Source organism: Streptomyces sp. 4N124 (genome assembly GCF_052245395.1).
GTDB lineage: Bacteria > Actinomycetota > Actinomycetes > Streptomycetales > Streptomycetaceae > Streptomyces.
Genome location: NZ_JBQQBS010000035.1, coordinates 60,357 through 81,767 on the forward strand (window position 1 = coordinate 60,357; position 21,411 = coordinate 81,767).

The following is a 21,411-nucleotide window of genomic DNA, read 5'->3' on the forward strand; positions in this document are numbered from 1 at the left end:
CATGACAGAGCGGCCTGCCTCGATCGAGGCAGGCCGCTCAGTAAGACTCCCTCACGTCACTTGTTGTCGCGATCTGTCCGCCGGCGTCCAGCCGGCTGGCCCACGGCCGCGCGTGCGCCGGCCGTCAGGTGTCGAAGCGGCGGCGGGCGGCCTCGATGTGACCGAAGTACTGGTGGGTCCAGCCGCACATTCCGTCGACCGTTGCGCGCAGGGCTTGACCCGGCTCGGTGAGGGTGTATTCGACCCGCGGTGGGACGGTGGGGTACACGGTGCGCTCGACCAGGCCGTTGCGCTCCAGCATGCGCAGGTTCTGGGTGAGCATCTTGTGGCTGATGCCCTCGATCTCGTTCCGTAGCTCGCTGAAGCGCAGGGTGCGATCACCGAGGCCCTCGACGATGAGGAACGCCCACTTGTTGGCGACGTCGGAGAAGATCTCCCGTGCCAAGGAGCCCGAACGCGCCAGGTCTGCGTCCTCGGGCGTGCCTGTGAACTGCTTGGTCACCATAGGGTGCTCCAGTCACTGAAAAGTGCGTTCTTCCATGTCAGCAACCACTCTCCTATGGTTTCTGAGTAACCACAAGAGACCGACAGTGCCTTGGTCGTCGCGGACGCGAGCCCACAGGCGCTCAGGACGAGGAGACAAGCATCATGGCCATCACCTTTGCCAACCCCAGCGGATTGCCCAAGATCGACGTCTACCGGCAGGTGTCGATCGCATCCGGGTCCAGGCTGGTCTTTATCGCCGGGCAGGTCGCCTGGGACGCCGAGGGAGTCACGATCGGCGAAGGCGACCTCGCCGCCCAGGTCGAGCAGAGCTATCTCAACGTCGGCACCGCCCTGGCCGAGGTCGGTGGCTCGTTCGACGACGTGGCGAAGCTGACCTTCTACGTCGTCGACTGGACTCCCGACAAGATCGCCCCACTCCTGGAAGGGATCTCCCGGGCTGCCGCGAAGCTGGGGGTCACCCCGGCCCCGCCGAGCACGCTGATCGGCGTAGCGGCACTGGACGTCCCCGACCATCTGGTCGAGATCGAAGCCACGGCGGTCCTCGACTGAACAGGTGCTCTTCGCCACTGGTGGATGTGGCGGCGATCTGAAGGTTCCTCAGCACCTGACCGGCTGAGCGAGCGGCCAGCGCTGAACGCCGAAGGGGCCCGCCCGTCCGCTCGGGACGTCATGGCGGGCCCCTTCTCCGACGATGCGGGCGTCAGCTGATGCGTGCGTAGCCGTAGTTGATGAGCTTCTTCACGTCCGTCGTGCGGTTGGCCTCCGAGGAGGCGGTGAGGACGGCGCCGACGACCGTCTCGCCGTCCTTCGTCGCGGTGAAGACGAGGCAGTACTTGGCCTCGGTGCCGGAGCCGGTCTTGATGCCGAGCGTGCCGTTCCAGCCGAGCAGGGTGTTGGTGTTCTTCCAGGCGGCCATCGTGCGGGTGGAGCCGGTCTTGGTGATGGTTTTCGCCGTGTACGACTTGGCCTTCACGACCCCCCGGAACGTGGACGTCTTCATCGCGCTGCGGGCGAGCTTCGTCAGGTCCTTCGGCGTCGAGTAGTTCGAGCCGCGGCTTATGCCGTCGAACGAGTCGAAGTGCGTGTTCGCCATGCCCAGGGTCCTGGCCATGGAGTTCATCTTGCCGATGAAGTTCTTGGTGCGCGCCGAGACCGTGGTGCCGGAACCGAACTTGTCGGCGAGAGCCATCGCGGCGTCGCAGCCGGACGGCAGCATCATCCCGAACAGCAGCTGACGGACCGTGACCTTGTCACCGACGATCAGCCGGGCCGACGAGGCGCCGTTGGCGACGATGTAGTCGCTGTACGCCTTCTTGATCGTGACCTTGGTGTCCAGGTTCAGATTCGACTGCGAGAGCACGACCTTCGCGGTCATGATCTTCGTGGTCGAGGCGGTGAGCCGCTTGGTGTCGGCGGCTTTGGAGAAGAGCGTCGCGCCGGTGGCGCCGTTCATCAGGAATCCGCCCTTGGCGGTGATGGTGGGCGTCGTCGCGGCCTGCGCCGGTGCCGCGGTGAGGGCTCCGGTGGCGAGCATCGCACCCGCCGTGACGGCGACGGCTGCGGCTCTGCGGACACGGATGCCCTTGGTGGCAGTTATCAACTGAAATACCCCGAATACGTCGAATGCCCCTGAAGCGCGGCCGAGTTGGATGGCGAAACAGGCAGGCCGCGTACGTGTGACATGTAACCAGCGCAGAAGGTTGCGCGGTGCGTGGGGCGGATTTCGGCGCGTCCGCATGCTGGAATGAGCGGCCGCATGCGTACGTGTTGTATCTAAGCTGTGGGCATGCCCTCAGCCCCGCCCGCACCCGTGAAGCAACCACCCGCCGCCGACCGCGTCTACGCCCACGTCAAGCAAGGCGTCCTGGAACGGCGTTACGAAGGCGGCATCCTCCTCACCGAGGGCGAACTCGCCGAGGCTGTAGGGGTTTCCCGCACTCCGGTGCGCGAGGCGCTGCTCCGCCTGGAGGTCGAGGGGCTGATCAAGCTCTACCCGAAGAAGGGCGCGCTGGTCCTGCCCGTCTCCGCACAGGAGATCGCGGACGTGGTGGAGACCCGGCTGCTGGTCGAGGAGCACGCCGCGCGGAAGGCCGTACCGGCGAATCCGCGGTTGATCACCCGGCTGGAGGAACTGCTCGCCGAGCAGAAGGCGCACGCCGCCGCCGGCGACCTCGCCGCGGCCGCCGTCACCGACCGCTGCTTCCACGCCGAGATCGTCCGCAGCGGCGGGAACGAGATACTCTCCCGGCTCTACGACCAACTCCGCGACCGGCAACTGCGCATGGGCGTCGCCGTGATGCACTCCCACCCCGACCGGATCGCCAAGACCCTCGCCGAGCACGAGGAGATCCTTCAGGCGCTGCGCTCCGGGGACGCGCAGGCGGCCGTCGATGTCGTCCACCGGCACGTCGGCTGGTTCTCGCACCTCGCGCGGGGTGAGGTCCGATGAGCGCCGTCGCTCTGCCCGGGGACCCGCCCGGCGGCCGCAAGGCCATCGCCGTCTGGGGCATCGGCGTCTCCGTCTACTTCGTCGCCGTCATCTTCCGTACGTCGCTGGGGGTCGCCGGACTCGACGCGGTCGAGCGGTTCGACGTGGGCGCCTCCGCGCTGTCCACCTTCTCGATCCTCCAGCTCCTGGTGTACGCGGGCATGCAGATACCCGTGGGCCTGCTGGTCGACCGGCTCGGCACGAAGAAGGTGCTGACCATCGGCGTGGTCCTCTTCACGGTCGGGCAACTCGGCTTCGCGTTGTCACCGTCGTACGGCATGGCCCTCGCCTCCCGCGCGCTGCTCGGCTGCGGTGACGCGATGACGTTCATCAGCGTGCTGCGGCTCGGCAGCCGCTGGTTCCCGGCGCGGCGCGGCCCGCTGGTGGCGCAGCTCGCCGGGCTGGCCGGCATGGCGGGCAACCTCGTCTCGACGCTGGTGCTCGCGCGGCTGCTGCACGGCGTGGGCTGGACCACGGCCTTCGCGGGGAGCGCGCTCGCGGGCGTTGTGGTGCTGGTGCTGCTCCTCCTCTTCCTCAAGGACCACCCCGAGGGACACGAGCCCGCGCCCTTCCCGCATCAGGGCGCGTCCTACGTCCGCCGGCAGATCGCCGCCTCGTGGCGGGAGCCGGGGACACGGCTGGGGCTGTGGGTGCACTTCACCACCCAGTTCCCGGCGATGGTGTTCCTGCTGCTGTGGGGGCTGCCGTTCCTGGTCCAGGCGCAGGGGCTGTCGCGGGCGACCGCCGGCGAACTGCTGACGCTCGTCGTGCTGTCGAACATGCTCGTGGGTCTGGTGTACGGCCAGGTCGTCGCCCGGCATCACGCGGCCCGGCTGCCGCTCGCGCTGGGCACCGTCGGGGCGACCGCGCTGATGTGGGCAGCCGTGCTGGTGTACCCCGGGGAGCACGCACCGATGTGGCTGCTGGTGATGCTGTGCGCGGTGCTCGGAGCGTGCGGGCCCGCCTCGATGCTCGGGTTCGACTTCGCCCGGCCGGCGAATCCGCCGGAGCGGCAGGGCACGGCGTCCGGGATCACCAACATGGGCGGCTTCGTCGCCTCGATGACCACGTTGTTCGCGGTGGGCGTGCTGCTGGATGCGACCGGCGACGACTACACGGTGGCGTTCTCGTCGGTGTTCGTGCTCCAGGCGCTGGGTGTGAGTCAGATTCTGCGGTTGCGGAAGCGGGCGGCCCGGCGGGAGCGGGAGCGGCTGGTGGCGAGCCGGGTGGAGACGGTGCATGTGCCCGCGTGACGCGGGTGGTTCAGCGCACCTGCGCGGGTGGTTCTGCACAACTTGGCTTCGCAGCCGAGGTGTTGCTGTGTCATAGGGGTGTGACAACGGTGTCGTGAGGCGGGGACGGGCGTGACCTGAGGGGCTGTCAGGCCCTCATAGTCATCGAACGAACTCCGCGCCTCCGAAGGGAATTCCGTGATGAACCGCCACCTGCGCCAGGCCGTCGTCGTCACCGCCGCGCTCGCCGCCGGGCTCGCGATGACCGCATGTCAGAGCGGCTCCGGCAGCAACGGTTCCTCGAGCACCGGCAGCTCCCAGCACAAGTCGTCGTCCAAGAAGTCCGGGACGTCCGACAACTCCAACGCCTCCAAGACGTCCAAGGGCTCGACGTCGGCCGGCGGGTCCGCGCAGAACGCGACGGGCTCCTCCCAGCGGGGCGTGAGCGGCACGTTCACCGGCGGCACCGTCAGCTATCTCGCCCCGGGCAAGTACACCGTCCAGGTGGCCGGAAAGACCGACCAGGCGTTCTTCGTCGCCGACGACACCGCGGTCCACGGCGCCGGCGCGATCTGCGGGAGCCCGCGGTCCGAGGCCCGCCCGAGCTGCACGCTCGACCAGCTGGAGACGGCCACCAAGAAGGCAGCCGTCACCGCGGACGTGACACTCAAGGACGGCATCGCCACCGTCGTACGCGAGCGCCACGACGTCGAGAACGGCACCGGCGCGACGGGCGTCAACGGCACCTGGTTCGGCAACGTCAGCTACCTCGCGCCGGGCAAGCTCACCGTCTCCGACATGAAGGGCGTCGAGCAGGCGTTCTTCGTCTCCGACGGCACGCGGGTGTTCGGCGCCGGCACGATCTGCGGCAACCCGCAGTCCGAGGAGACGCCGCAGTGCACCCTGACCCAGCTGGAGAGCGCCGCCAAGAAGGGCCTCTCCGCCAAGGTCGAGATAAAGGACGGCGTCGCCACGACGGTCACGGAGGACCGCTGAGCCGATGGCCCCCGACGCGTGGCCGGTCGGCGCCGGCCGGCCCGGCTACGGCGTCACCGTGAAGTTCCGCAGAATCGCCGCCGTCAGATCCACATCGCCCTCGGCCTTGATCCGGTCGCCGACCGACTCCAGCGTCACGCGGCCGAAGGCCAGACGGATGTACGTCTCCCAGTCGAGGGTGAGGGTGGCGGCGGGGCCGAGAGCAGGGGCCGTTTCGAGGGTGCCGCGGCCCTGGATGTCGACGCGGATGGTGCGCAGGAACTCGATGGGGCCGTGGACGTCGAAGACGATCGCCGAGCTGCGCGGCGCGTTCGCCTTGTTCGCGACGATGTCGGGCAGGGCGCCGAGAAGGACGTCACGGGCCACGTGCGCGCCGGGCGAGTCGAGGTTGCCGGGGCGGCCGAGCGCGACACGGAGGTCCTGCTCGTGGGCCCAGACGTCGAACGCGTGATGGCGCATGGACTCTTCGAGCGTGATCTCGGTACCGAGCGCGCCGCGCACCTTCGTGCCCGGGTCGCGGGACTCGTTCCGCAGCTGGCGGTTGCGGCGGATCGTGACCAGCTCCAGCTCGGAGGTCATCTCGGGCCCCGTGTGGTGGCGGCGTACGTCGACCTGCATCTCCATGTAGCGCTGGTGGTCGTTCGTGACGTGGAACAGGTCGCGCGGGAGCGTGTGGATGGGACGCGGGTCGCCGAGCATCTCGCAGTCCAGGCCGATGACATGGGAGACGACGTCACGGACCGACCAGCCGGGGCACGGTGTCCGCCGGTTCCACTCGCCCTCCACAAGGGGCTGCACCAGCTCGGATATCGCTTCGATGGAGTGGGTCCAGGCGTCGGCGTAGGGCTGGAGAGTGGGATGCAGACTCACGGAACGGGACCCCTCGGCGGTCGGTACAGGCTTGGTTGTGGCGGCGTTGCCAGTGGGAGGTGGCTGCTGTCGGCGGGTGTCTTGGGACGCTAAGTTACGCTGCTGTGAGGCACCCCGGCAGTGCTTTCGTGTGACGATCGTAGGCCGTGTGGACGGCTCGAATGCCAGGACGGTGGTAGCGTGCGCGCCTCATTGCTCCAGATCGCAGTAAACGAGGGCGAATCGATCGAATCGCGCCGACGGCGCGTCGCTTCACTGGTACGGGAGCAGGCGGGCGCCGCGGACCTCGTCGTACTGCCGGAGCTGTGGACGACGGGGGCCTTCGCGTACGAGGAGTTCGGCACCGAGGCCGAGCCGCTCGAAGGGCCGACTTACGAGGTGATGGCGAAGGCCGCGAGCGACGCCGGCGTGTGGCTGCACGCGGGCTCGATTCCGGAGCGGACTCCATCCGACAGCGGCTCCGCCGCGGGCGACGGGCCGCTCTACAACACGTCTCTTGTCTTCTCCCCCTCGGGTGACCTGGCCGCCGCCTACCGCAAGATCCATCGCTTCGGGTTCGACAAGGGCGAGGCCGTGCTGATGGGCGCGGGCCAGGAACTGGTGACGGTTCGCCTGCCGGAGACGACCATCGGCGTGGGCACCTGCTACGACCTCCGTTTCCCCGAACTCTTCCGCGGTCTCGTCGACGCCGGTGCCGAGACCTTCGTCGTCCCGGCGGGCTGGCCGGAGCGGCGCCGGGCGCACTGGACGCTGCTGGCTCAGGCGCGGGCGGTGGAGAACCAGGCGTTCGTGCTCGCCTGTGGAACGGCCGGGACGCACGCCGGGGTTCCGCAGGCCGGTCACTCGATCGTGGTCGATCCGTGGGGGGAGGTCCTCGCGGAGGCGGGTGCCGGGGAGCAGATCCTCACCGTGGAGTTCGATCCCGGGAAGGTCTCGGTGACGCGGGACCAGTTCCCGGCGCTCAAGGATCGCGTACTGGGGCTGGCTCCGCCGCGCAGGTGAACCCGTGGACCTGCTGTTGAAGCCGTAGACCTGCCGTCACTTCTCCAGCGGCTGCTCCGTCCAGATCACCTTCCCGCCCCCCGAATACCGCGTCCCCCACCGCTCCGCGAACTGCGCCACCAGGAACAGCCCCCGTCCGCCCTCGTCCGTGGTGGCCGCGCGCCGCAGATGCGGGGCGGTGCTGCTGGCGTCGGAGACCTCGCAGATCAGGGTGCGGTCGCGGATGAGGCGGACATGGATGGGGGCGGTGGCGTGGCGCAGGGCGTTGGTGACGAGTTCGCTGAGGATCAGCTCGGTGGTGAAGGCCTCGTCCGACAGGCCCCAGGACTGAAGGGCCCGGGTGGCCGCCGCCCGGACGCGGCCCACTGCTGAGGGGTCGGGCGGTACGTCCCAGGACGCCGTGCGGTCGGCGGCGAGTTTGTGGGTGCGGGCGACGACCAGGGCGATGTCGTCGCGCTGCCGGTCGGGCAGCAGGGCGTCGAGGGTGGCGTCGCAGGTCTCCTCCGGGGTGCGGCCGGGGCCGGTCAGGGCGCGGCGGAGCAGTTCCAGGCCCTCGTCGATGTCGCGGCGCTGGTCCTCCACCAGGCCGTCGGTGTAGAGCACGAGGCCGCTGCCCTCGGGCAGGTGCAGCGTCGTCGCCTCGAAGGGGAGCCCGCCGCCCAGGCCCAGCGGAGGGCCGCCGGGGACGGTGAGGAACTCCGCCTCGCCGTCCGGACGTACGAGCGCCGGTTCGAGATGGCCCGCGCGGGAGAGGGTGCAGACGCCGGACGCGGGGTCGTAGACGGCGTACAGGCAGGTCGCCCCGGTCACCGGCGCGCTCTCCTCCTCGCCGCCGTTGCCGTCCCCTTCCTCGTCCTGGTCGATGCGGGCCACCAATTCGTCCATGTGCCACAGGAGTTCGTCGGGCGGGAGGTCCAGGGTGGAGAAGTTGTGGACGGCGGTCCGCAGCCGGCCCATCGTGGCCGCCGCGTGCAGGCCGTGCCCGACCACGTCGCCCACGACCAGCGCCACCCGCGCGCCCGGCAGCGGGATGACGTCGAACCAGTCGCCGCCGACGCCGCCCTGTGCGGCCTGCGCGGGCAGATAGCGGTAGGCCACGTCCAGGGCGCTCTGGTCGGGCATGGCCCGCGGCAGCAGGCTGCGCTGCAGGGTGACGGCCATGTCGTGCTCGCGGGTGTAGCGGCGGGCGTTGTCGATGCTGACGGCGGCGCGGGCCACCAGTTCCTCGGCGAGGGAGACGTCGTCCTGCTCGAAGGGTTCCTGCTGGTCGGCGCGCCAGAAGGTGGCCACGCCCATGATGACGCCGCGGGCGCGCAACGGCACCGCGAGCATCGAGTGGATGCCGAACTCGACGATGCCCCGAGCCCGTTCGGGATCCTGCACCTGCCAGCCGGAGAACGTGGTCAGATCCTCCTCGAGCACCGGCTCACCGGCGAGGAACCCGGCGGCCTGCGGGGTGGTCGCCGCGAAGCGGATCAGCTGCCCGAGCCCGTAGAGCGGGCTGCCCTCCTTCACGCCCCGGAACGCGATGCGCCGCATTTCGGTGTTGCCCGCCTTCGGCTCCCCGCCCCGCAGCACGGGATCGGCCACGTCGACGCTGACGTAGTCGGCGAACCGGGGGACCGCGAAGTCCGCCAGTTCCTCCGAGGTGCGGGTCACGTCGAGGCTGGTGCCGATCTCCAGTCCGGCGTCGTACAGCAGCCGCAGCCGCTGCTGCGCCACCTCCGCCCGGCCGGTGAGTGCCTGCAGCTCGGTGGTGTCACGCAGGGTGGCGACGCTGCCGGGCGGCCCGCCGTCCCGCTCGGTGGACCGCCGGCTGACCGCCAGCAGTCGGCCCCCCGACAGATGCACCTCGTCGGTGGCGTCCCGGCCGGACGCCAGCAGCCGGGTCAGGTCGCGGTCGATGTCCAGGTCCTGGGTGAGCCGGCCCTCCGCGTCCGGACCCAGCCCGAGCAGCCGACGCGCCTCGTCGTTGGCCAGCGCCAGCCGCCCGTCGCCGTCCATGATCAGCACGCCTTCCCGTACGGAGTGCAGGACCGCGTCGTGATGCTCGTACATCCGGGTCATCTCGGTGGGCCCCAGCCCGTGCGTCTGATGCCGCAGCCGCCTGCTGACCAGCGCGGTCCCGGCGGTGGCGACGGCGAGGGCGACCGCGGCCGAGGCGAACAGCACGGGCAGCTGGTGGTCGACCACCCCGCCCACGCTGGCGAGCGTCACACCGGCTGCGACCAGGCCGATGACCTTGCCGTCGGCGTCCTGCACGGGGACGACGGCACGCACGGAGGGGCCCAGCGTGCAGGTGAAGGTCTACCGTACGACTCCGCCCGCCGCGGCCGGGGCGATATGGCCGATGTAGTGCTTGCCGATCTGGGCGGGGTTGGGGTGGGTGTAGCGGATTCCCTCCGGGGTCATCACGACGATGAAGTCCACGTCGGACGCCTTGCGCGCCGCCTCCGCGCGCGGCTGGAGCACCGCGGACGGGTCCGGCGCCTCCAGGGCCGCCACGGTCCCCGGCGCGTTCGCGAACGTCTCGGCCACGGCGAGGGAACGGTTGCGGGCCTCGCGCTCGCTGTCGCCGCGCACCTGCAGCACCACGGCGATCACCGCGGCGACCACGAGCAGCACGACGATCGCCGCCTGCAGCACGAAGACCTGCCGGGCGACGGTACGGACGCGCAGCGCCCGGCGCACGCGACCGAGGAGTCCGGCCATGACTCTTTTGTCTCACACGTGCGGCTTTGCGGATACCGATACGCGTTCTGGGGTGCCGAGGTTGGTCGTCGGGCGGCTGCGGGCTCGTTGTGGCTGGTCGCGCAGTTCCCCGCGCCCCTTTGGGGCGCTCCTCAAGCCCCCTCTCGTTCCTTCTCCGCCAGATGGATCACGCACACCGTCACCGCGATCAGCAGCGCCGGATCGGCGTCGCCGCGTACGACGTCGACGCCGTAGGTGTCCCGGAGGTGCAGCCACCGCCGGGAGATCACGGCGAGGAGCTCACCGTCGTACTCGACGGCGAATTCACGGTCGAGGATCTTGCCGCTGACGTCGAGCTCGGTGCCGTCGACGAGGGACACCCGGTAGTGGTTGCGCAGGAGAGAGAGCCGCTTGCGCTTGATGCGGGCCAGGGGGTCGCCGTTCCGCTCGATCACCATCGTGTCCCGCAGGGCGAGCATCTTCTGGTGGATGTCGATGAGGACACGCCCCTGGGTGTCCTTCAGCTCGAAGGTGTCCCGCAGCCGCATCGCCTTGCCGTCGACGAGGTACACCTTGTTGCCGCTGTCGTCCTCGATCCAGTAGTCGTCACCGAAGCCGAGGAGCCTGTCGCGTACGAGGAATCTCATGACATCAGGACTTCCACGCCACCGGCCCCGAAACGCCGCCGGTAGGCCGACGGGCTGAGCCCGGTCTCCCGCCGCAGCCGCGCCCGCAGATTGGCGGCGGTGCCCAGGCCGCTGCGCGCGGCGACCACGTCGAGCCGTTCCTCCCCGCGCTCGATCATCCGGCACGCCAGCGCGACCCGCTCCCCCGTCAGCCAGGCCAGCGGAGTCGTCCCCAACTGGGCCCGGAAGCGGCGGTGCAGGGTGGCCGGGCTGACTGCCGCCCGTGCCGCGAGGTCCGCCACCGTCAGCGGCTCGCCCAGCCGCGCCTGCGCCCACGCGAGCAGGGGCCCCAGCGACTCGTCGGGCACGTCGGGCAGCGGCCGTTCCACGAACTGCTTCTGCCCGCCGTCCCGGTGTGCGGCGAACACCAGCCGCCGGGACACGGCATTGGCGATGTCGGCGCCATGGTCACGCCGTACGACATGCAGGCACAGGTCGAGCGCGGCGGCGCTGCCCGCGGCGGTGAGGATGTCGCCCTCGTCGACGAAGAGCACGTCCGGCTCCAGCAGCACCTTCGGATGCAGCTCCCGGAAGGTGTCCGCCCAGCGCCAGTGGGTGGTGGCCCGGCGTCCGTCGAGCAGTCCGGCCTCGGCGAGCGCGAAGCTTCCGGTGCACAGGCTCATGATCCTGGCCCCGCGCGCGTGGGTGCGGCGGATGGCGTCGAGCACGGCGGCGCCGCGCGGTACGACGTTGTCGGGGCGGCCGGGGACGACGAGGGTGTCGGCCGTGTCGACGGCTTCGAGGCCGGGCACGCCGGTCAGGGTGAAGAAGCCGTGGTTCATCCGGACTTCAGGGGTGGGCGTGCACAATGTGACATGGTACAGAGCGCCAGAGAGCCCCAGCTCGGGCCGCGGCAGCCCGAACAGCTCGGTGGCGACGCCGACTTCGAACGGGTTCGTGCCCTCGTCGACGATCACGGCGACACGATGCGGTTGCCGTCCCGGGGGTTGAGAGGATCCTTGCGCCATGTGCGATTCCTAGCACTCGCACGCGCTCCCGGCCACCCGCACGATGGGCGCATGGAACCCATCTCGCTGGAAAAGGCCCTCTCCTCCTTCACGGAAACGTGGAGCCCCCGCATCGTGACGGCCGTCAACGACTACGACGTCCGCGTGGCCAAGGTCGACGGCGACCACGTCTGGCACGTCCACGACCACACCGACGAGTTCTTTCTCGTCCTGGACGGCGAGCTGCACATCTCGCTGCGGGAGGCACAGGGCGAACGCACGGTCGTCCTGTCCCAGGGCTCCGTCTTCACGGTTCCCCGCGGCACGGAACACAAGCCGTACGCCCCCGCCCCCGCCGCCATCCTGGTCTTCGAGCCCACCGGCACCCTCACCGTGGGCGACCGCCACGACGAGGTGCCGGACCATGTGGACGCCACGACGGGGCATGCCCTGACCTGACGTCAGCGGCCGTATCCGTCGTGGTAGTGGTGCCGTTCCTCTTCGATGACCGGCGTCGAGGACCGCACCTCGACCCGCCGGCGGCGCGCGATGCTGCTGAACGTCGTCACTCCGATCAGCCCGACGATCATCAGGATGACGCCGACCAGGTCGAGGTTGACCCCCTCCATGTGCCAGTCCGTCGCGAAGGTGAGGATGGCTCCTGCGGCGATGAGGATGATGCATCCGCCGAGGCCCATGAGCTGTCGCCTCCCTGTCCGGTCCGGTCGTTCCGGTCTTCCGGTCGGGGGCGGGTACCCGGCGGCGCGTCCGTTACCCCTCCAGGAACGTCACCAACTACCCCTCCAGGAACGCCACCATCGCGTTCGCCAGCAGATGCGGATCGTCCACCCCGCACAACTCCCGCGCACTGTGCATCGACAGGATCGCCACACCGATGTCGACGGTCTTGATGCCGTGCCGGGCCGCGGTGATCGGGCCGATGGTCGTGCCGCAGGGCATGGAGTTGTTGGAGACGAAGGACTGGAAGGGCACGTTCGCCTTCTCGCAGGCCGCGGCCCACACCGCGCGGCCCGAACCGTCCGTCGCATAGCGGTTGTTGACGTTCACCTTCAGGATCGGCCCGCCGTTGATGCGCGGGTGGTGCGTCGGGTCGTGCCGCTCCGCGTAGTTGGGGTGGACGGCGTGGCCGGTGTCGGAGGAGAGACAGACGGTGCCGGCGAAGGCGCGCGCCTTGTCCTCGTACGATCCACCGCGCGCGAACACCGAACGCTCCAGCACGCTGCCGAGCAGCGGCCCGTCCGCGCCCGTGTCGCTCTGCGAGCCGTTCTCCTCGTGGTCGAAGGCGGCCAGCACCGGGACGTACGGCAGTCCCGCGCCGCTGGTCGCCACCGCGGCCAGCGCCGCCGTGGCCGCGTGCACGGAGAGCAGGTTGTCCATGCGGGGGCCCGCGACCAGCTCCTTGTCGCGGCCCAGGTGGGCGGGCGGTTCCACGGAGTGGACCATCAGGTCCCAGCCGGTGACCTCGCCCGCGGCCAGATTGTTCTCCGACTCCAGGAAGGCGATCAGGTCGCCGTCCCGCACGGTGTCGCCCAGGCCCCAGACCGGCTGGAGATGGCGCTGCTTGTCGAGCTTGAGGCCCTCGGAGGAGACCGACCGGTCGAGGTGGATCGCGAGTTGGGGGACGCGCAGGAGCGGGCGGTCGACGTTCACCAGACGCGTCGACCCGTCCCTGAGCGTCAGCCGGCCCGCCAGCCCCAGGTCGCGGTCCAGCCAGGAGTTCATCAGCGGGCCGCCGTAGATCTCGACCGCCACCTGCCGCCAGCCGTGCGCCCCGGCGTCCGGCAGCGGCTTGACCCGCAGGTTCGGCGAGTCGGTGTGCGCGCCGACGATCCGGTACGGCGTGTGCGCCACGGCGCTCTCGGGGACGTACCAGGCGATGATCGCTCCGCCGCGCAGCACGTACTTGCCGCCGCTCGACCCGTCCCAGGCGTCCGTCTCCGCGACCTGCTTGAAGCCGGCCTTCTCCAGCCGCTCGGCGGTGTTCGCCACGGCGTGGTACGGCGTCGGGCTCGCCGCCAGGAAGGTCATGAGGTCGTCGGTGTGGCCGCGATCGAAGCGGTGGGGTTCGCTCATGGGGTTCACCTTAACGACGTACGAGGGCCCGTTCCCCATGACCGGGAACGGGCCCTCGTCAAGGGAGCGGCGGGCTAGAACGCGGCCTCGTCCAGCTCCATCAGGTCCAGGTCGACGCCCTCGGCGAGCTTGCGCGCGCCGGTGACGCCGGGCAGGACGTTGGCCGCGAAGAACTTCGCCGCCGCAATTTTGCCGGTGTAGAACGCCTTGTCCTTTGCGGACGCGTTCGGCAGCTTCTCGGCGGCGACCGCGGCGCCCTTGAGGAGCAGGTAGCCGACGACGACGTCACCGGAGGCCATCAGCAGGCGGGTGGTGTTCAGGCCCACCTTGTAGATGTTCTTGACGTCCTGCTCGGTGGCCGCGAGGTCGGTCAGCATCAGGCCGACGATCGCCTCCAGCTCGACGGCGGCCTTGGCCAGGTGCTCGCGGGCGCCCGCCAGCTCCTCGCCGCCGGTGCCGACGGCCAGGAACTTCTTGATGTCCTCGGCGAGGGAGTTCAGCGCGGCGCCCTGGTTGCGGACGATCTTCCGGAAGAAGAAGTCCTGGCCCTGGATCGCCGTCGTGCCCTCGTACAGGGTGTCGATCTTGGAGTCGCGGATGTACTGCTCGATCGGGTACTCCTGGAGGAAGCCGGAGCCGCCGAAGGTCTGCAGCGACTGGGCGAGCTGCTCGTAGCCCTTCTCGGAGCCGTAGCCCTTGACGATCGGCAGGAGCAGGTCGTTCAGCGCGTGCTCGGTCTTGGTGTCCTCGCCGGCCGCTTCCTTCACGGCGATCGAGTCCTGCACGGAGGCCGTGTAGAGGACCAGCGCGCGCATGCCCTCGGCGTACGCCTTCTGCGTCATCAGCGAGCGGCGGACGTCCGGGTGGTGCGTGACGGTGACCTTGGGCGCGGCCTTGTCCATGAAGTTCGCCAGGTCCGGGCCCTGGACGCGCTCCTTGGCGTACTCCAGCGCGTTGAGGTAGCCCGTCGACAGCGTGGAGATCGCCTTCGTGCCGACCATCATCCGCGCGAACTCGATGATGCGGAACATCTGGCGGATGCCGTCGTGCTTGTCGCCGATCAGCCAGCCCTTGGCGGGGTGCTGGTCGCCGAAGGTCATCTCGCAGGTGTTGGAGGCCTTCAGGCCCATCTTGTGCTCGACATTGGTGGCGTAGACGCCGTTGCGCTCGCCCAGCTCGCCGGTCTCGAAGTCGAAGAGGTACTTCGGGACGAGGAAGAGGGACAGGCCCTTGGTGCCGGGGCCGGCACCCTCGGGACGTGCCAGCACGTAGTGAAGGATGTTCTCCTCCATGTCGTGCTCACCCGAGGTGATGAAGCGCTTCACGCCCTCGATGTGCCAGGAGCCGTCCTCCTGCTGGATCGCCTTGGTGCGCCCGGCGCCGACGTCCGAACCCGCGTCGGGCTCGGTCAGCACCATGGTGGAGCCCCAGGTCCGCTCCACCGCGATCTGAGCGATCTGCTTCTGGACCTCGTTGCCCTCGTCGAAGAGGATCCCGGCGAAGGCCGGACCGGAGGAGTACATCCACACGGCCGGGTTGGCGCCCAGGACCAGCTCCGCGTACGACCAGATCAGCGACGGGGGAGCAGTGGTGCCACCGATCTCCTCGGGCAGGCCGAGCCGCCAGTACTCGGAGTCCATGAACGCCTTGTAGCTCTTCTTGAAGGACGCGGGGACCGGCGCGGTGTGGGTCTCCGGGTCGAAGACCGGCGGGTTGCGGTCGGCGTCGGCGAAGGACTCCGCCAGGTCGTTCTCCGCGAGGCGGGTCATCTCGTCGAGGATGGCTTTCGCGGTCTCGACGTCCATCTCAGCGAACGGGCCCGTGCCGTACAGCTTGTCGCGCCCGAGTACTTCGAAGAGGTTGAACTCGATGTCGCGCAGATTCGACTTGTAGTGCCCCATGGCGACTGGCTCCGTATAGAGATCGGCGAGGCACTGGATCCTCGCGCCCGTTCACATACCAACAAGTAGCTACGATGATGCTACCCGTCGGTAATAAGACGCAACCCCGATCCGGTCATATGTGACAGGTCACACCGGAACCGTCAGAGTCGCCGTGTATCCCTTCGCCACGCTGCCCTCGACCGCCGCGAGCTGCTGGTCGTAGCCGTCGCTGAAGATGTTGTCCGACTCCAGGGAGAGCTGGCTGAGGTTCTGCACACTCTGGCTGTAACCGTCCGTCGCGTACACCGTGTCGCACACGTCCTTCGGGAACGCGAGCTGCGAGGTGTTCGTGATGGAGGTGGCGGCCGTGGCGTCCTCCAGGCTGCCGTAGACCTCGAAGTGGATGTGCGGCCAGCGGCCCGTGTAGCAGGCCGGAAAGATGCTCTTGAAGGTGACCTGGCCCTTGTCGTCGGTCTCCTGGACGCCGCGCAGGTAGTTCTCCTCGGTGACGCCCTCCGAGTACAGGGAGTACCTGCCCTCCCGGTCGCAGTGCCAGAGGTAGACGGCGGCGCCCTGTTTCGGGGTGCCGCAGCCGGAGGCGGCGTCCACGACGGTGAGCGTGATCGTCAGGGGCACGCCCTCGGCGGTGCCGCCCGCCGAGTCGCCGAAGCTCTTCGTGATGTCACTGCGGACGACACCGCTCTCCTTGAGGACGTTCACGCCGTTGGAGCCGTCGCCGGGGTAGGGCCCGGCGGTCTCGTCCGGGATGGTCGCGCACTCGGACGCTTCGCCGGTGGAGCCGGAAGCAGCGGAAGAGGAGGACGACGAGGAGGACGAGCCGGTCGCGGAGGTGTCGTCCTCGGCGGAGCACCCCACCAGCGGTATCAGGCTCGCCCCCGCCATCAGCCGGATCATGCGGCGGCGGGCGAGGACGGGAAGGTCGTAGGAGAGCCCTCTGTCGTGCTCGTGGACCTCGTCGTCGTGGTGTCGGTGCATGGCTGTCCCCTCGCTGATGTCGTGCCGTTTCCCGTGCTCCCCACGGCATGACCGACGCTATGAGCGCTTGCTGTGGGAAACCAGGACGGTGGCTGTCAAGTCGCTGTCGGTTTGCCAGGGCACCCGTACCGGCCCGCCCGCCCCGCCGCTCTCGGTACGCTTGCGCTCATGTACGGCTACGACCAGAACGCCGGTGCCCAGCAGGGCTACGTCCCGCCGCAGCAGCCCATGCCCGGCGGGTACGGCCAGCAGCCGCCGCTGTACCCCGAGCCGTCTCCGCCCTCGCTCGCGGACGCGGTGCGCGCCTTCACCACCGGGCAGATGTCCGCGGAGGACTTCCAGCAGGTCTTCGCGACGTCGAAGGTCTACTGCCCGCGCGGTGACAACCCCGGCTTCCTCGCCCTGCACAACACCCAGCAGCCGGTGATCCCGATGTTCACCTCGCTCAAAGAGCTGCGCCGGTACGCGGGCAAGGAGTCCAAGTACTTCGTGATCACCGGCGCCGAGGTGATCGACCTGCTGCCGACCGGGTACGGCTTCGTCCTGGACATGGAGGGCGAGCACCGGATGGTGTTCGACGCGAAGGCGGTCGAGCAGATGGTGGAGTTCGCGATGCGGCGGATGTACGGCTAGACGCCGCCCGGCGGCGGAAACCCCCTCAGCAAAATCTCCACTCGATTGTCACAGGCATGCCATAGAGTGAACCCTGGCAGCCGCGCCCCGCACGTCACCGCTTCCGGCGGTTCGCGTCCGGGTGCCGCGCGGCGCTCTCAGCTCCCGGCGACCCCGGGATTCCTTGTGGGGGTTTCATCACTGTGCGCATGCGCAGCACGTCGGCCGCGACGGCATTCGCGGTCCTCTTCAGCTCGGTGGCGCTGAGCGTCGTCGCGGCGGGTTCCGCCTCGGCCGCGTCGGCCGTCCTCACCCAGCCCGTCGGTCTGGTCGCGGACGGCGCGCTGCAGCGCGTCTTCGTCGCGGACCAGGACAACGGACGGATCCTGGCCACCGACTACAGCGGCACCCTGGTCGACGTGAACGTCGGCTTCGGCCGCCCCAGCGATCTAGCGCTCTCGGACGACGGTCTCACCCTGTACGCGGCCCTGCCGACAACGCACGAGATCGTGGCCGTCGACGCGGCCACCCTGGAGGTCAGGACCCGCTACGACCTCGGTGCCGGCGTCGACCCGCGTGAGACCGCCTTCGCGGGCGGGCGGCTGTGGTTCTCGTACCGGACGACGGACGAGAGCGGCTTCCACGGCAATCTGGGCGTCATCGACCCCGCCGCCGACCCGGCCGCCGCGGTGGCCCTCGGACAGCTCCCGGAGGGTGTCGCCCCGTACTACAACGCGGCCGTCCTCGACGCGGACCCGTCCTCGCCCGGCCTGCTCTCCTTCCACGACAGCGGCGACCGCTCGGGCGCGATCAACCTCCTCGACGTCTCCGGCACCACCCCGCAGGTGATCGCCAAGACGGACAGCGACCGCTGGACCCTGGACATCGACCTCGTGCCCGGCACCTCTCAGGTGCTGTGGAACGGCTCCCGGAAGCTGAACTACGCCGACGGCACCTTCACGGAGGTCGCGGGCCTCACCGAGACCGGCTGGCACGGCGACGTCTCGCCGGGCGGGCTGATCGCCCAGGCCTACGACCGCCACGTGAACATCTACAAGGCGGGCTCCGCCACGCCGGTGCGCCGCTTCGACGCCGGGACCTCCAGCATGGGCGAGGTGGCCTGGGCGCCCGACTCCTCCCGGGTGTTCGCCCTGGCCGGCAACTCGGACAACACCTACACCCTGAAGGCGTTCACGGGCCCGTCGCTCAGCGTGCCGACCCTCACGGTCAACGCGCCCGCGTCCGCGACCCGCGCCAAGCAGCTCACGGTCACCGGCAAGCTCACGGCGAACGTGCCGTTCACGGTGGGCACGAAACTCGCGGTCACCCGCACCGACCTGGAGAGCCCGAACGGCAAGGCGCTGCCGACCGTCACGGTGAAGGCGGACGGCACCTACTCCTTCACCAACTCGCCCCCGGCCGGCGGGAAGGTCACGTACAAGGTCTCGTACGCGGGCGACGCCACGCACACCGCGGTCAGCGCCTCCGACAAGGTCGACGTCTCCCGCGCCTCGACCGCGCTGAGCCTGAACAACAACGGCAAGCTGTACAACTACGGCACCGACGTCAAGTTCACCGCGCATCTCGGTACGACGTACAAGAACCGCTCGGTCGAGATCTGGGCCAACCCGTTCGGCGCCGACCGGCCCGACAAGCGGATCAAGGTCGGGCAGGTCGACTCCCGGGGCAACATCTCCGCCTGGGTGGACATGACCCGGGACACCACCGTCAGGGCGGTGTTCAAGGGCGACGCCCGCTACAAGCCGAAGACGGTGAAGGTCACGGCGTGGGCGCGGGCCAAGGTCTCCACCGCCGTCTCCAAGCACTACAAGACGGCGAAGATCGGCTCGACGTCGTACTACTGGTTCCACAAGAACACCGACCCGCTGCTCACCACGACGATGAGCTACTACCCGGGCCGTCAGCAGCGCTTCGACCTCCAGGTCTACTACCAGGGCTCGTGGTACTCGGCGGACTCTGAGTACTTCCCGATCGGTACGAACGGGAAGTCGGCCATCACTCTCGAGGCACCCGGTGAGTCGGGCATCCGGGCGCGGATGCGGTCGGTGTACGTCAACGGCTCGTCCGGCGACACCGTGAACTCGACGACGTACGGGGCCTGGAAGCACCTGTACTTCAGCAACTGACGCGGGCTGCGGCCCGCACGGCGAAGCCCGGAGGGAATGTCCTCCGGGCTTTTGTCGTTCCGGGTGGCAGGAAGTTCAATGCTCAACTAAACTGGCCGCACAAGGAGGTACCGACATGCCTGCAGTGACCGTCGAGAACCCGCTGACCCTGCCCCGAGTGGCCGCGCCGGCCGACGCCGTGGCACGTCCCGTGCTCGCCGTCACGACCGCGCCGAGCGGTTTCGAGGGCGAGGGCTTCCCGGTGCGCCGAGCGTTCGCCGGGATCAACTACCGCCACCTCGACCCGTTCATCATGATGGACCAGATGGGCGAGGTGGACTACGCGCCGGGCGAGCCCAAGGGCACCCCCTGGCACCCGCACCGCGGCTTCGAGACCGTCACCTACATCATCGACGGGATCTTCGACCACCAGGACTCCAACGGCGGTGGCGGCACCATCACCAACGGCGACACCCAGTGGATGACCGCGGGCGCCGGCCTGCTGCACATCGAGGCCCCGCCGGAGCACCTGGTGATGTCCGGCGGTCTCTTCCACGGCCTCCAGCTGTGGGTGAACCTCCCGGCCAAGGACAAGATGATGGCCCCGCGCTACCAGGACATCCGCGGCGGCAACGTCCAGCTGCTCACCTCCCCCGACGGCGGCGCGCTGCTCCGCGTCATCGCCGGTGAGCTGGACGGGCACGCCGGTCCCGGCATCACGCACACGCCGATCACGATGATCCACGCGACGCTGGCGCCGGGTGCGGAGATCACCCTGCCCTGGCGCGAGGACTTCAACGGGCTGGCGTACGTGCTGGCGGGCAAGGGCGCGGTGGGCCCCGAGCGCCGCCCGGTCCAGCTGGGCCAGACCGCCGTCTTCGGCGCGGGCTCCGCGCTGACCGTCCGCGCGGACGAGAAGCAGGACTCGCACACGCCGGACCTGGAGGTCGTCCTGTTGGGCGGTCAGCCGATCCGTGAGCCCATGGCCCACTACGGCCCCTTCGTGATGAACACCCGCGAAGAACTCCAGCAGGCCTTCGAGGACTTCCAGAAGGGCCGGCTCGGGACCATCCCGGCCGTGCACGGCATGACTGAGAAGGGCCCTGACGCCTGATCGAGCAGAGCCCTCACGCCTGACCGAGCAGGGCCCCGACGCCTGACGCTCCGTCACCCGGGCGGGCTGTCCGCGCAGGACAGCCCGCCCTGTGCGTGATCCGCTGGACGCGTGCAGCTGCTCCCCGACCCCGTGCGCCGGCTCGCGGCCTGGTGCGCCGTGGTGCTGCTCGTCGCCGGGGTGGTCTATGTCGGGATCCGGCTGGCCGTGGAGTTCCGTACGGCCGTCGTGCCGGTGCTGCTCGCGCTGCTCGGGACCGCGCTGCTCGGGCCGATGCACCGGCGGCTGGTGAAGGCGCGGGTCAACCGGTCCATCGCCGCCGCCGTGACGTGCGTCGCGGTCGTGGCCGTCGTCGGCGGGGCCGTGTACATCGTGGTCGCCGCGCTCATCGACACCGGGGACCAGATCGTCGCCTCGCTGAAGCAGGCGGCCGAGTCGCTCGCCGAGCACTTCGGGGCGGCCGGGACCTCGCTGGACGATCTCGCGTCCAACGCCAGGGAACTGCTCACCAAGTTCGGCGGGACCGCCGCGTCCGGTGTGATCAGCGGGGTCAGTGTGGTGGGCGAGACGATCGCCATCGCCGTACTGGCGCTGTTTCTCGTCTTCTTCTTTCTGCGGGACTCCGACCAGGCCGCCGGCACACTGCGCGCCCTCGTGCCGCGCGGGGCCGCCGACACCGCCGAGGCCATGGCGCGGCGGGCCTTCGAGGCGGTCGAGGGTTTCATGCGGGGGACGACCTTCATCGCGCTGATCGACGCCCTGTGCATCACGGTCGGACTGCTGGTCCTGGATGTGCCGGGCGCGGTGGGTCTTGGCGCGCTCGTCTTCGTCGGCGCCTACATCCCCTACCTCGGCGCTTTCCTCTCCGGCGCCGTCGCCGTGCTGGTCGCGCTGGCCGACCGCGGGTTCGTCATCGCGCTGTGGGCGCTGGGTGTGGTCCTCGCCGTGCAGGTGCTGGAAGGGCATGTCCTCCAGCCGATGATCCAGAGCAGGACCGTGCAGATGCATCCGGCGCTGGTGATGGTGACGATCACCGCCGGCGCGTCCGTGGCCGGCATCCTCGGGATGCTGCTGGCGGTGCCGCTGACCGCGGCGGCCTTCGGGGTCGTCCAGGAACTGCGGACGCGGTACGGGAGTGCCGAGCCGTCGGATGCGTAGGGGCCGGCG

At 69.6% G+C, this 21,411-nt stretch carries 19 protein-coding genes and 1 pseudogene; 10 read left to right on the top strand and 10 right to left on the bottom strand.

All coding sequences use genetic code 11. From position 1 onward, the window contains the following. Positions 1 to 124 precede the first annotated feature (124 nt). On the bottom strand, positions 125 to 505 hold the full coding sequence (locus ACTWQO_RS30205; RefSeq protein WP_443240529.1) for a winged helix-turn-helix transcriptional regulator: 381 nt from the start codon (positions 503 to 505) through the stop codon (positions 125 to 127). A gap of 143 nt (positions 506 to 648) precedes the next feature. Here ACTWQO_RS30205 and ACTWQO_RS30210 point away from each other — a divergent pair, with 143 nt between their 5' ends. Beyond that, positions 649 to 1,056 (top strand): RidA family protein, encoded by a 408-nt coding sequence (locus ACTWQO_RS30210; RefSeq protein WP_443240530.1) that lies wholly within the window; start codon positions 649 to 651, stop codon positions 1,054 to 1,056. Positions 1,057 to 1,207: 151 nt separating this feature from the next. Here the strand turns inward: ACTWQO_RS30210 and ACTWQO_RS30215 are convergent, their stop codons facing one another. Then, on the bottom strand, positions 1,208 to 2,107 hold the full coding sequence (locus ACTWQO_RS30215) for a D-alanyl-D-alanine carboxypeptidase family protein (RefSeq protein ID WP_443240531.1): 900 nt from the start codon (positions 2,105 to 2,107) through the stop codon (positions 1,208 to 1,210). Positions 2,108 to 2,293: 186 nt separating this feature from the next. Between ACTWQO_RS30215 and ACTWQO_RS30220 the strand changes: the two genes are divergently transcribed. From ACTWQO_RS30220 to ACTWQO_RS30230, 3 genes are all read left to right on the top strand, one after another. Then, positions 2,294 to 2,956, top strand: coding sequence for a GntR family transcriptional regulator (locus ACTWQO_RS30220; protein WP_443240532.1), 663 nt, complete (start codon positions 2,294 to 2,296; stop codon positions 2,954 to 2,956). Next, positions 2,953 to 4,248 (top strand): MFS transporter, encoded by a 1,296-nt coding sequence (locus ACTWQO_RS30225; RefSeq protein WP_443240533.1) that lies wholly within the window; start codon positions 2,953 to 2,955, stop codon positions 4,246 to 4,248. Before ACTWQO_RS30220 ends, ACTWQO_RS30225 begins: the two co-directional genes overlap by 4 nt. A gap of 180 nt (positions 4,249 to 4,428) precedes the next feature. Next, entirely contained in the window at positions 4,429 to 5,223 is a 795-nt protein-coding gene (locus ACTWQO_RS30230; RefSeq protein ID WP_443240534.1) for a hypothetical protein, read from the top strand. A 45-nt stretch (positions 5,224 to 5,268) separates the two neighbouring features. On the opposite strand, the gene ACTWQO_RS30235 is transcribed toward ACTWQO_RS30230, so the two are convergent. Continuing rightward, the gene (locus ACTWQO_RS30235) at positions 5,269 to 6,093 is read right to left on the bottom strand and encodes a maleylpyruvate isomerase family mycothiol-dependent enzyme (RefSeq protein WP_443240535.1); all 825 of its coding nucleotides are present in this window, start codon (positions 6,091 to 6,093) and stop codon (positions 5,269 to 5,271) included. 180 nt (positions 6,094 to 6,273) lie between these two features. On the opposite strand from ACTWQO_RS30235, the gene ACTWQO_RS30240 reads away from it, so the two are divergent. Next, positions 6,274 to 7,095 carry a carbon-nitrogen family hydrolase gene (locus tag ACTWQO_RS30240; RefSeq protein WP_443240536.1) on the top strand — a complete coding sequence of 274 codons (822 nt, stop codon included), beginning with the start codon at positions 6,274 to 6,276 and terminating at the stop codon, positions 7,093 to 7,095. Between the two features lie 36 nt (positions 7,096 to 7,131). On the opposite strand, the pseudogene ACTWQO_RS30245 reads toward ACTWQO_RS30240, so the two are convergent. The 3 genes and pseudogenes from ACTWQO_RS30245 to ACTWQO_RS30255 all read right to left on the bottom strand — a co-directional run bounded on the left by ACTWQO_RS30245 (position 7,132) and on the right by ACTWQO_RS30255 (position 11,440). Beyond that, positions 7,132 to 9,807: pseudogene (locus ACTWQO_RS30245) on the bottom strand (SpoIIE family protein phosphatase). A 131-nt stretch (positions 9,808 to 9,938) separates the two neighbouring features. Next, positions 9,939 to 10,433: an LURP-one-related/scramblase family protein gene (locus tag ACTWQO_RS30250; protein WP_443240537.1), complete on the bottom strand. Its 495-nt coding sequence runs from the start codon at positions 10,431 to 10,433 to the stop codon at positions 9,939 to 9,941. Further along, a complete protein-coding gene (locus ACTWQO_RS30255) occupies positions 10,430 to 11,440 on the bottom strand; it encodes a helix-turn-helix domain-containing protein (RefSeq protein WP_443240538.1) in 1,011 nt (336 codons plus the stop codon). The genes ACTWQO_RS30250 and ACTWQO_RS30255 overlap by 4 nt, the downstream gene beginning before the upstream one ends. A gap of 51 nt (positions 11,441 to 11,491) precedes the next feature. Between ACTWQO_RS30255 and ACTWQO_RS30260 the strand changes: the two genes are divergently transcribed. Next, on the top strand, positions 11,492 to 11,878 hold the full coding sequence (locus tag ACTWQO_RS30260; protein ID WP_443240539.1) for a cupin domain-containing protein: 387 nt from the start codon (positions 11,492 to 11,494) through the stop codon (positions 11,876 to 11,878). Positions 11,879 to 11,880: 2 nt separating this feature from the next. Here ACTWQO_RS30260 and ACTWQO_RS30265 read toward each other — a convergent pair whose 3' ends face one another. From ACTWQO_RS30265 to ACTWQO_RS30280, 4 genes are all read right to left on the bottom strand, one after another. Continuing rightward, complete coding sequence (locus ACTWQO_RS30265) at positions 11,881 to 12,117, bottom strand: DUF6458 family protein (RefSeq protein WP_362945635.1); 237 nt, start codon at positions 12,115 to 12,117, stop codon at positions 11,881 to 11,883. Between the two features lie 97 nt (positions 12,118 to 12,214). Next, positions 12,215 to 13,513: a M18 family aminopeptidase gene (locus ACTWQO_RS30270; RefSeq protein WP_443240540.1), complete on the bottom strand. Its 1,299-nt coding sequence runs from the start codon at positions 13,511 to 13,513 to the stop codon at positions 12,215 to 12,217. A 74-nt stretch (positions 13,514 to 13,587) separates the two neighbouring features. Beyond that, a complete protein-coding gene (locus ACTWQO_RS30275) occupies positions 13,588 to 15,414 on the bottom strand; it encodes an acyl-CoA dehydrogenase (RefSeq protein ID WP_443240541.1) in 1,827 nt (608 codons plus the stop codon). Between the two features lie 129 nt (positions 15,415 to 15,543). Next, entirely contained in the window at positions 15,544 to 16,392 is an 849-nt protein-coding gene (locus tag ACTWQO_RS30280) for an intradiol ring-cleavage dioxygenase (RefSeq protein WP_443240542.1), read from the bottom strand. 168 nt (positions 16,393 to 16,560) lie between these two features. Between ACTWQO_RS30280 and ACTWQO_RS30285 the strand changes: the two genes are divergently transcribed. The 4 genes from ACTWQO_RS30285 (at position 16,561) to ACTWQO_RS30300 (ending at position 21,402) form a co-directional block, all read left to right on the top strand. Further along, positions 16,561 to 17,025 (top strand): SseB family protein, encoded by a 465-nt coding sequence (locus tag ACTWQO_RS30285; RefSeq protein WP_362945626.1) that lies wholly within the window; start codon positions 16,561 to 16,563, stop codon positions 17,023 to 17,025. A 188-nt stretch (positions 17,026 to 17,213) separates the two neighbouring features. Beyond that, entirely contained in the window at positions 17,214 to 19,151 is a 1,938-nt protein-coding gene (locus tag ACTWQO_RS30290) for a YncE family protein (RefSeq protein ID WP_443240543.1), read from the top strand. Positions 19,152 to 19,266: 115 nt separating this feature from the next. Continuing rightward, positions 19,267 to 20,244 carry a pirin family protein gene (locus ACTWQO_RS30295; RefSeq protein WP_443240544.1) on the top strand — a complete coding sequence of 326 codons (978 nt, stop codon included), beginning with the start codon at positions 19,267 to 19,269 and terminating at the stop codon, positions 20,242 to 20,244. A gap of 111 nt (positions 20,245 to 20,355) precedes the next feature. Further along, positions 20,356 to 21,402, top strand: a complete 1,047-nt coding sequence (locus ACTWQO_RS30300; protein ID WP_443240545.1) for an AI-2E family transporter — start codon at positions 20,356 to 20,358, stop codon at positions 21,400 to 21,402. Positions 21,403 to 21,411: the final 9 nt, after the last annotated feature.

Bases quoted from the DNA above. Each gene is read 5' to 3' on its own strand.
- ACTWQO_RS30205 (WP_443240529.1), bottom strand. From the start codon at position 505: ATGGTGACCAAGCAGTTCACAGGCACGCCCGAGGACGCAGACCTGGCG.
- ACTWQO_RS30210 (WP_443240530.1), top strand. From the start codon at position 649: ATGGCCATCACCTTTGCCAACCCCAGCGGATTGCCCAAGATCGACGTC.
- ACTWQO_RS30220 (WP_443240532.1), top strand. From the start codon at position 2,294: ATGCCCTCAGCCCCGCCCGCACCCGTGAAGCAACCACCCGCCGCCGAC.
- ACTWQO_RS30225 (WP_443240533.1), top strand. From the start codon at position 2,953: ATGAGCGCCGTCGCTCTGCCCGGGGACCCGCCCGGCGGCCGCAAGGCC.
- ACTWQO_RS30230 (WP_443240534.1), top strand. From the start codon at position 4,429: ATGAACCGCCACCTGCGCCAGGCCGTCGTCGTCACCGCCGCGCTCGCC.
- ACTWQO_RS30250 (WP_443240537.1), bottom strand. From the start codon at position 10,433: ATGAGATTCCTCGTACGCGACAGGCTCCTCGGCTTCGGTGACGACTAC.
- ACTWQO_RS30255 (WP_443240538.1), bottom strand. From the start codon at position 11,440: ATGGCGCAAGGATCCTCTCAACCCCCGGGACGGCAACCGCATCGTGTC.
- ACTWQO_RS30260 (WP_443240539.1), top strand. From the start codon at position 11,492: ATGGAACCCATCTCGCTGGAAAAGGCCCTCTCCTCCTTCACGGAAACG.
- ACTWQO_RS30265 (WP_362945635.1), bottom strand. From the start codon at position 12,117: ATGGGCCTCGGCGGATGCATCATCCTCATCGCCGCAGGAGCCATCCTC.
- ACTWQO_RS30270 (WP_443240540.1), bottom strand. From the start codon at position 13,513: ATGAGCGAACCCCACCGCTTCGATCGCGGCCACACCGACGACCTCATG.
- ACTWQO_RS30275 (WP_443240541.1), bottom strand. From the start codon at position 15,414: ATGGGGCACTACAAGTCGAATCTGCGCGACATCGAGTTCAACCTCTTC.
- ACTWQO_RS30280 (WP_443240542.1), bottom strand. From the start codon at position 16,392: ATGCACCGACACCACGACGACGAGGTCCACGAGCACGACAGAGGGCTC.
- ACTWQO_RS30285 (WP_362945626.1), top strand. From the start codon at position 16,561: ATGTACGGCTACGACCAGAACGCCGGTGCCCAGCAGGGCTACGTCCCG.
- ACTWQO_RS30290 (WP_443240543.1), top strand. From the start codon at position 17,214: ATGCGCAGCACGTCGGCCGCGACGGCATTCGCGGTCCTCTTCAGCTCG.
- ACTWQO_RS30295 (WP_443240544.1), top strand. From the start codon at position 19,267: ATGCCTGCAGTGACCGTCGAGAACCCGCTGACCCTGCCCCGAGTGGCC.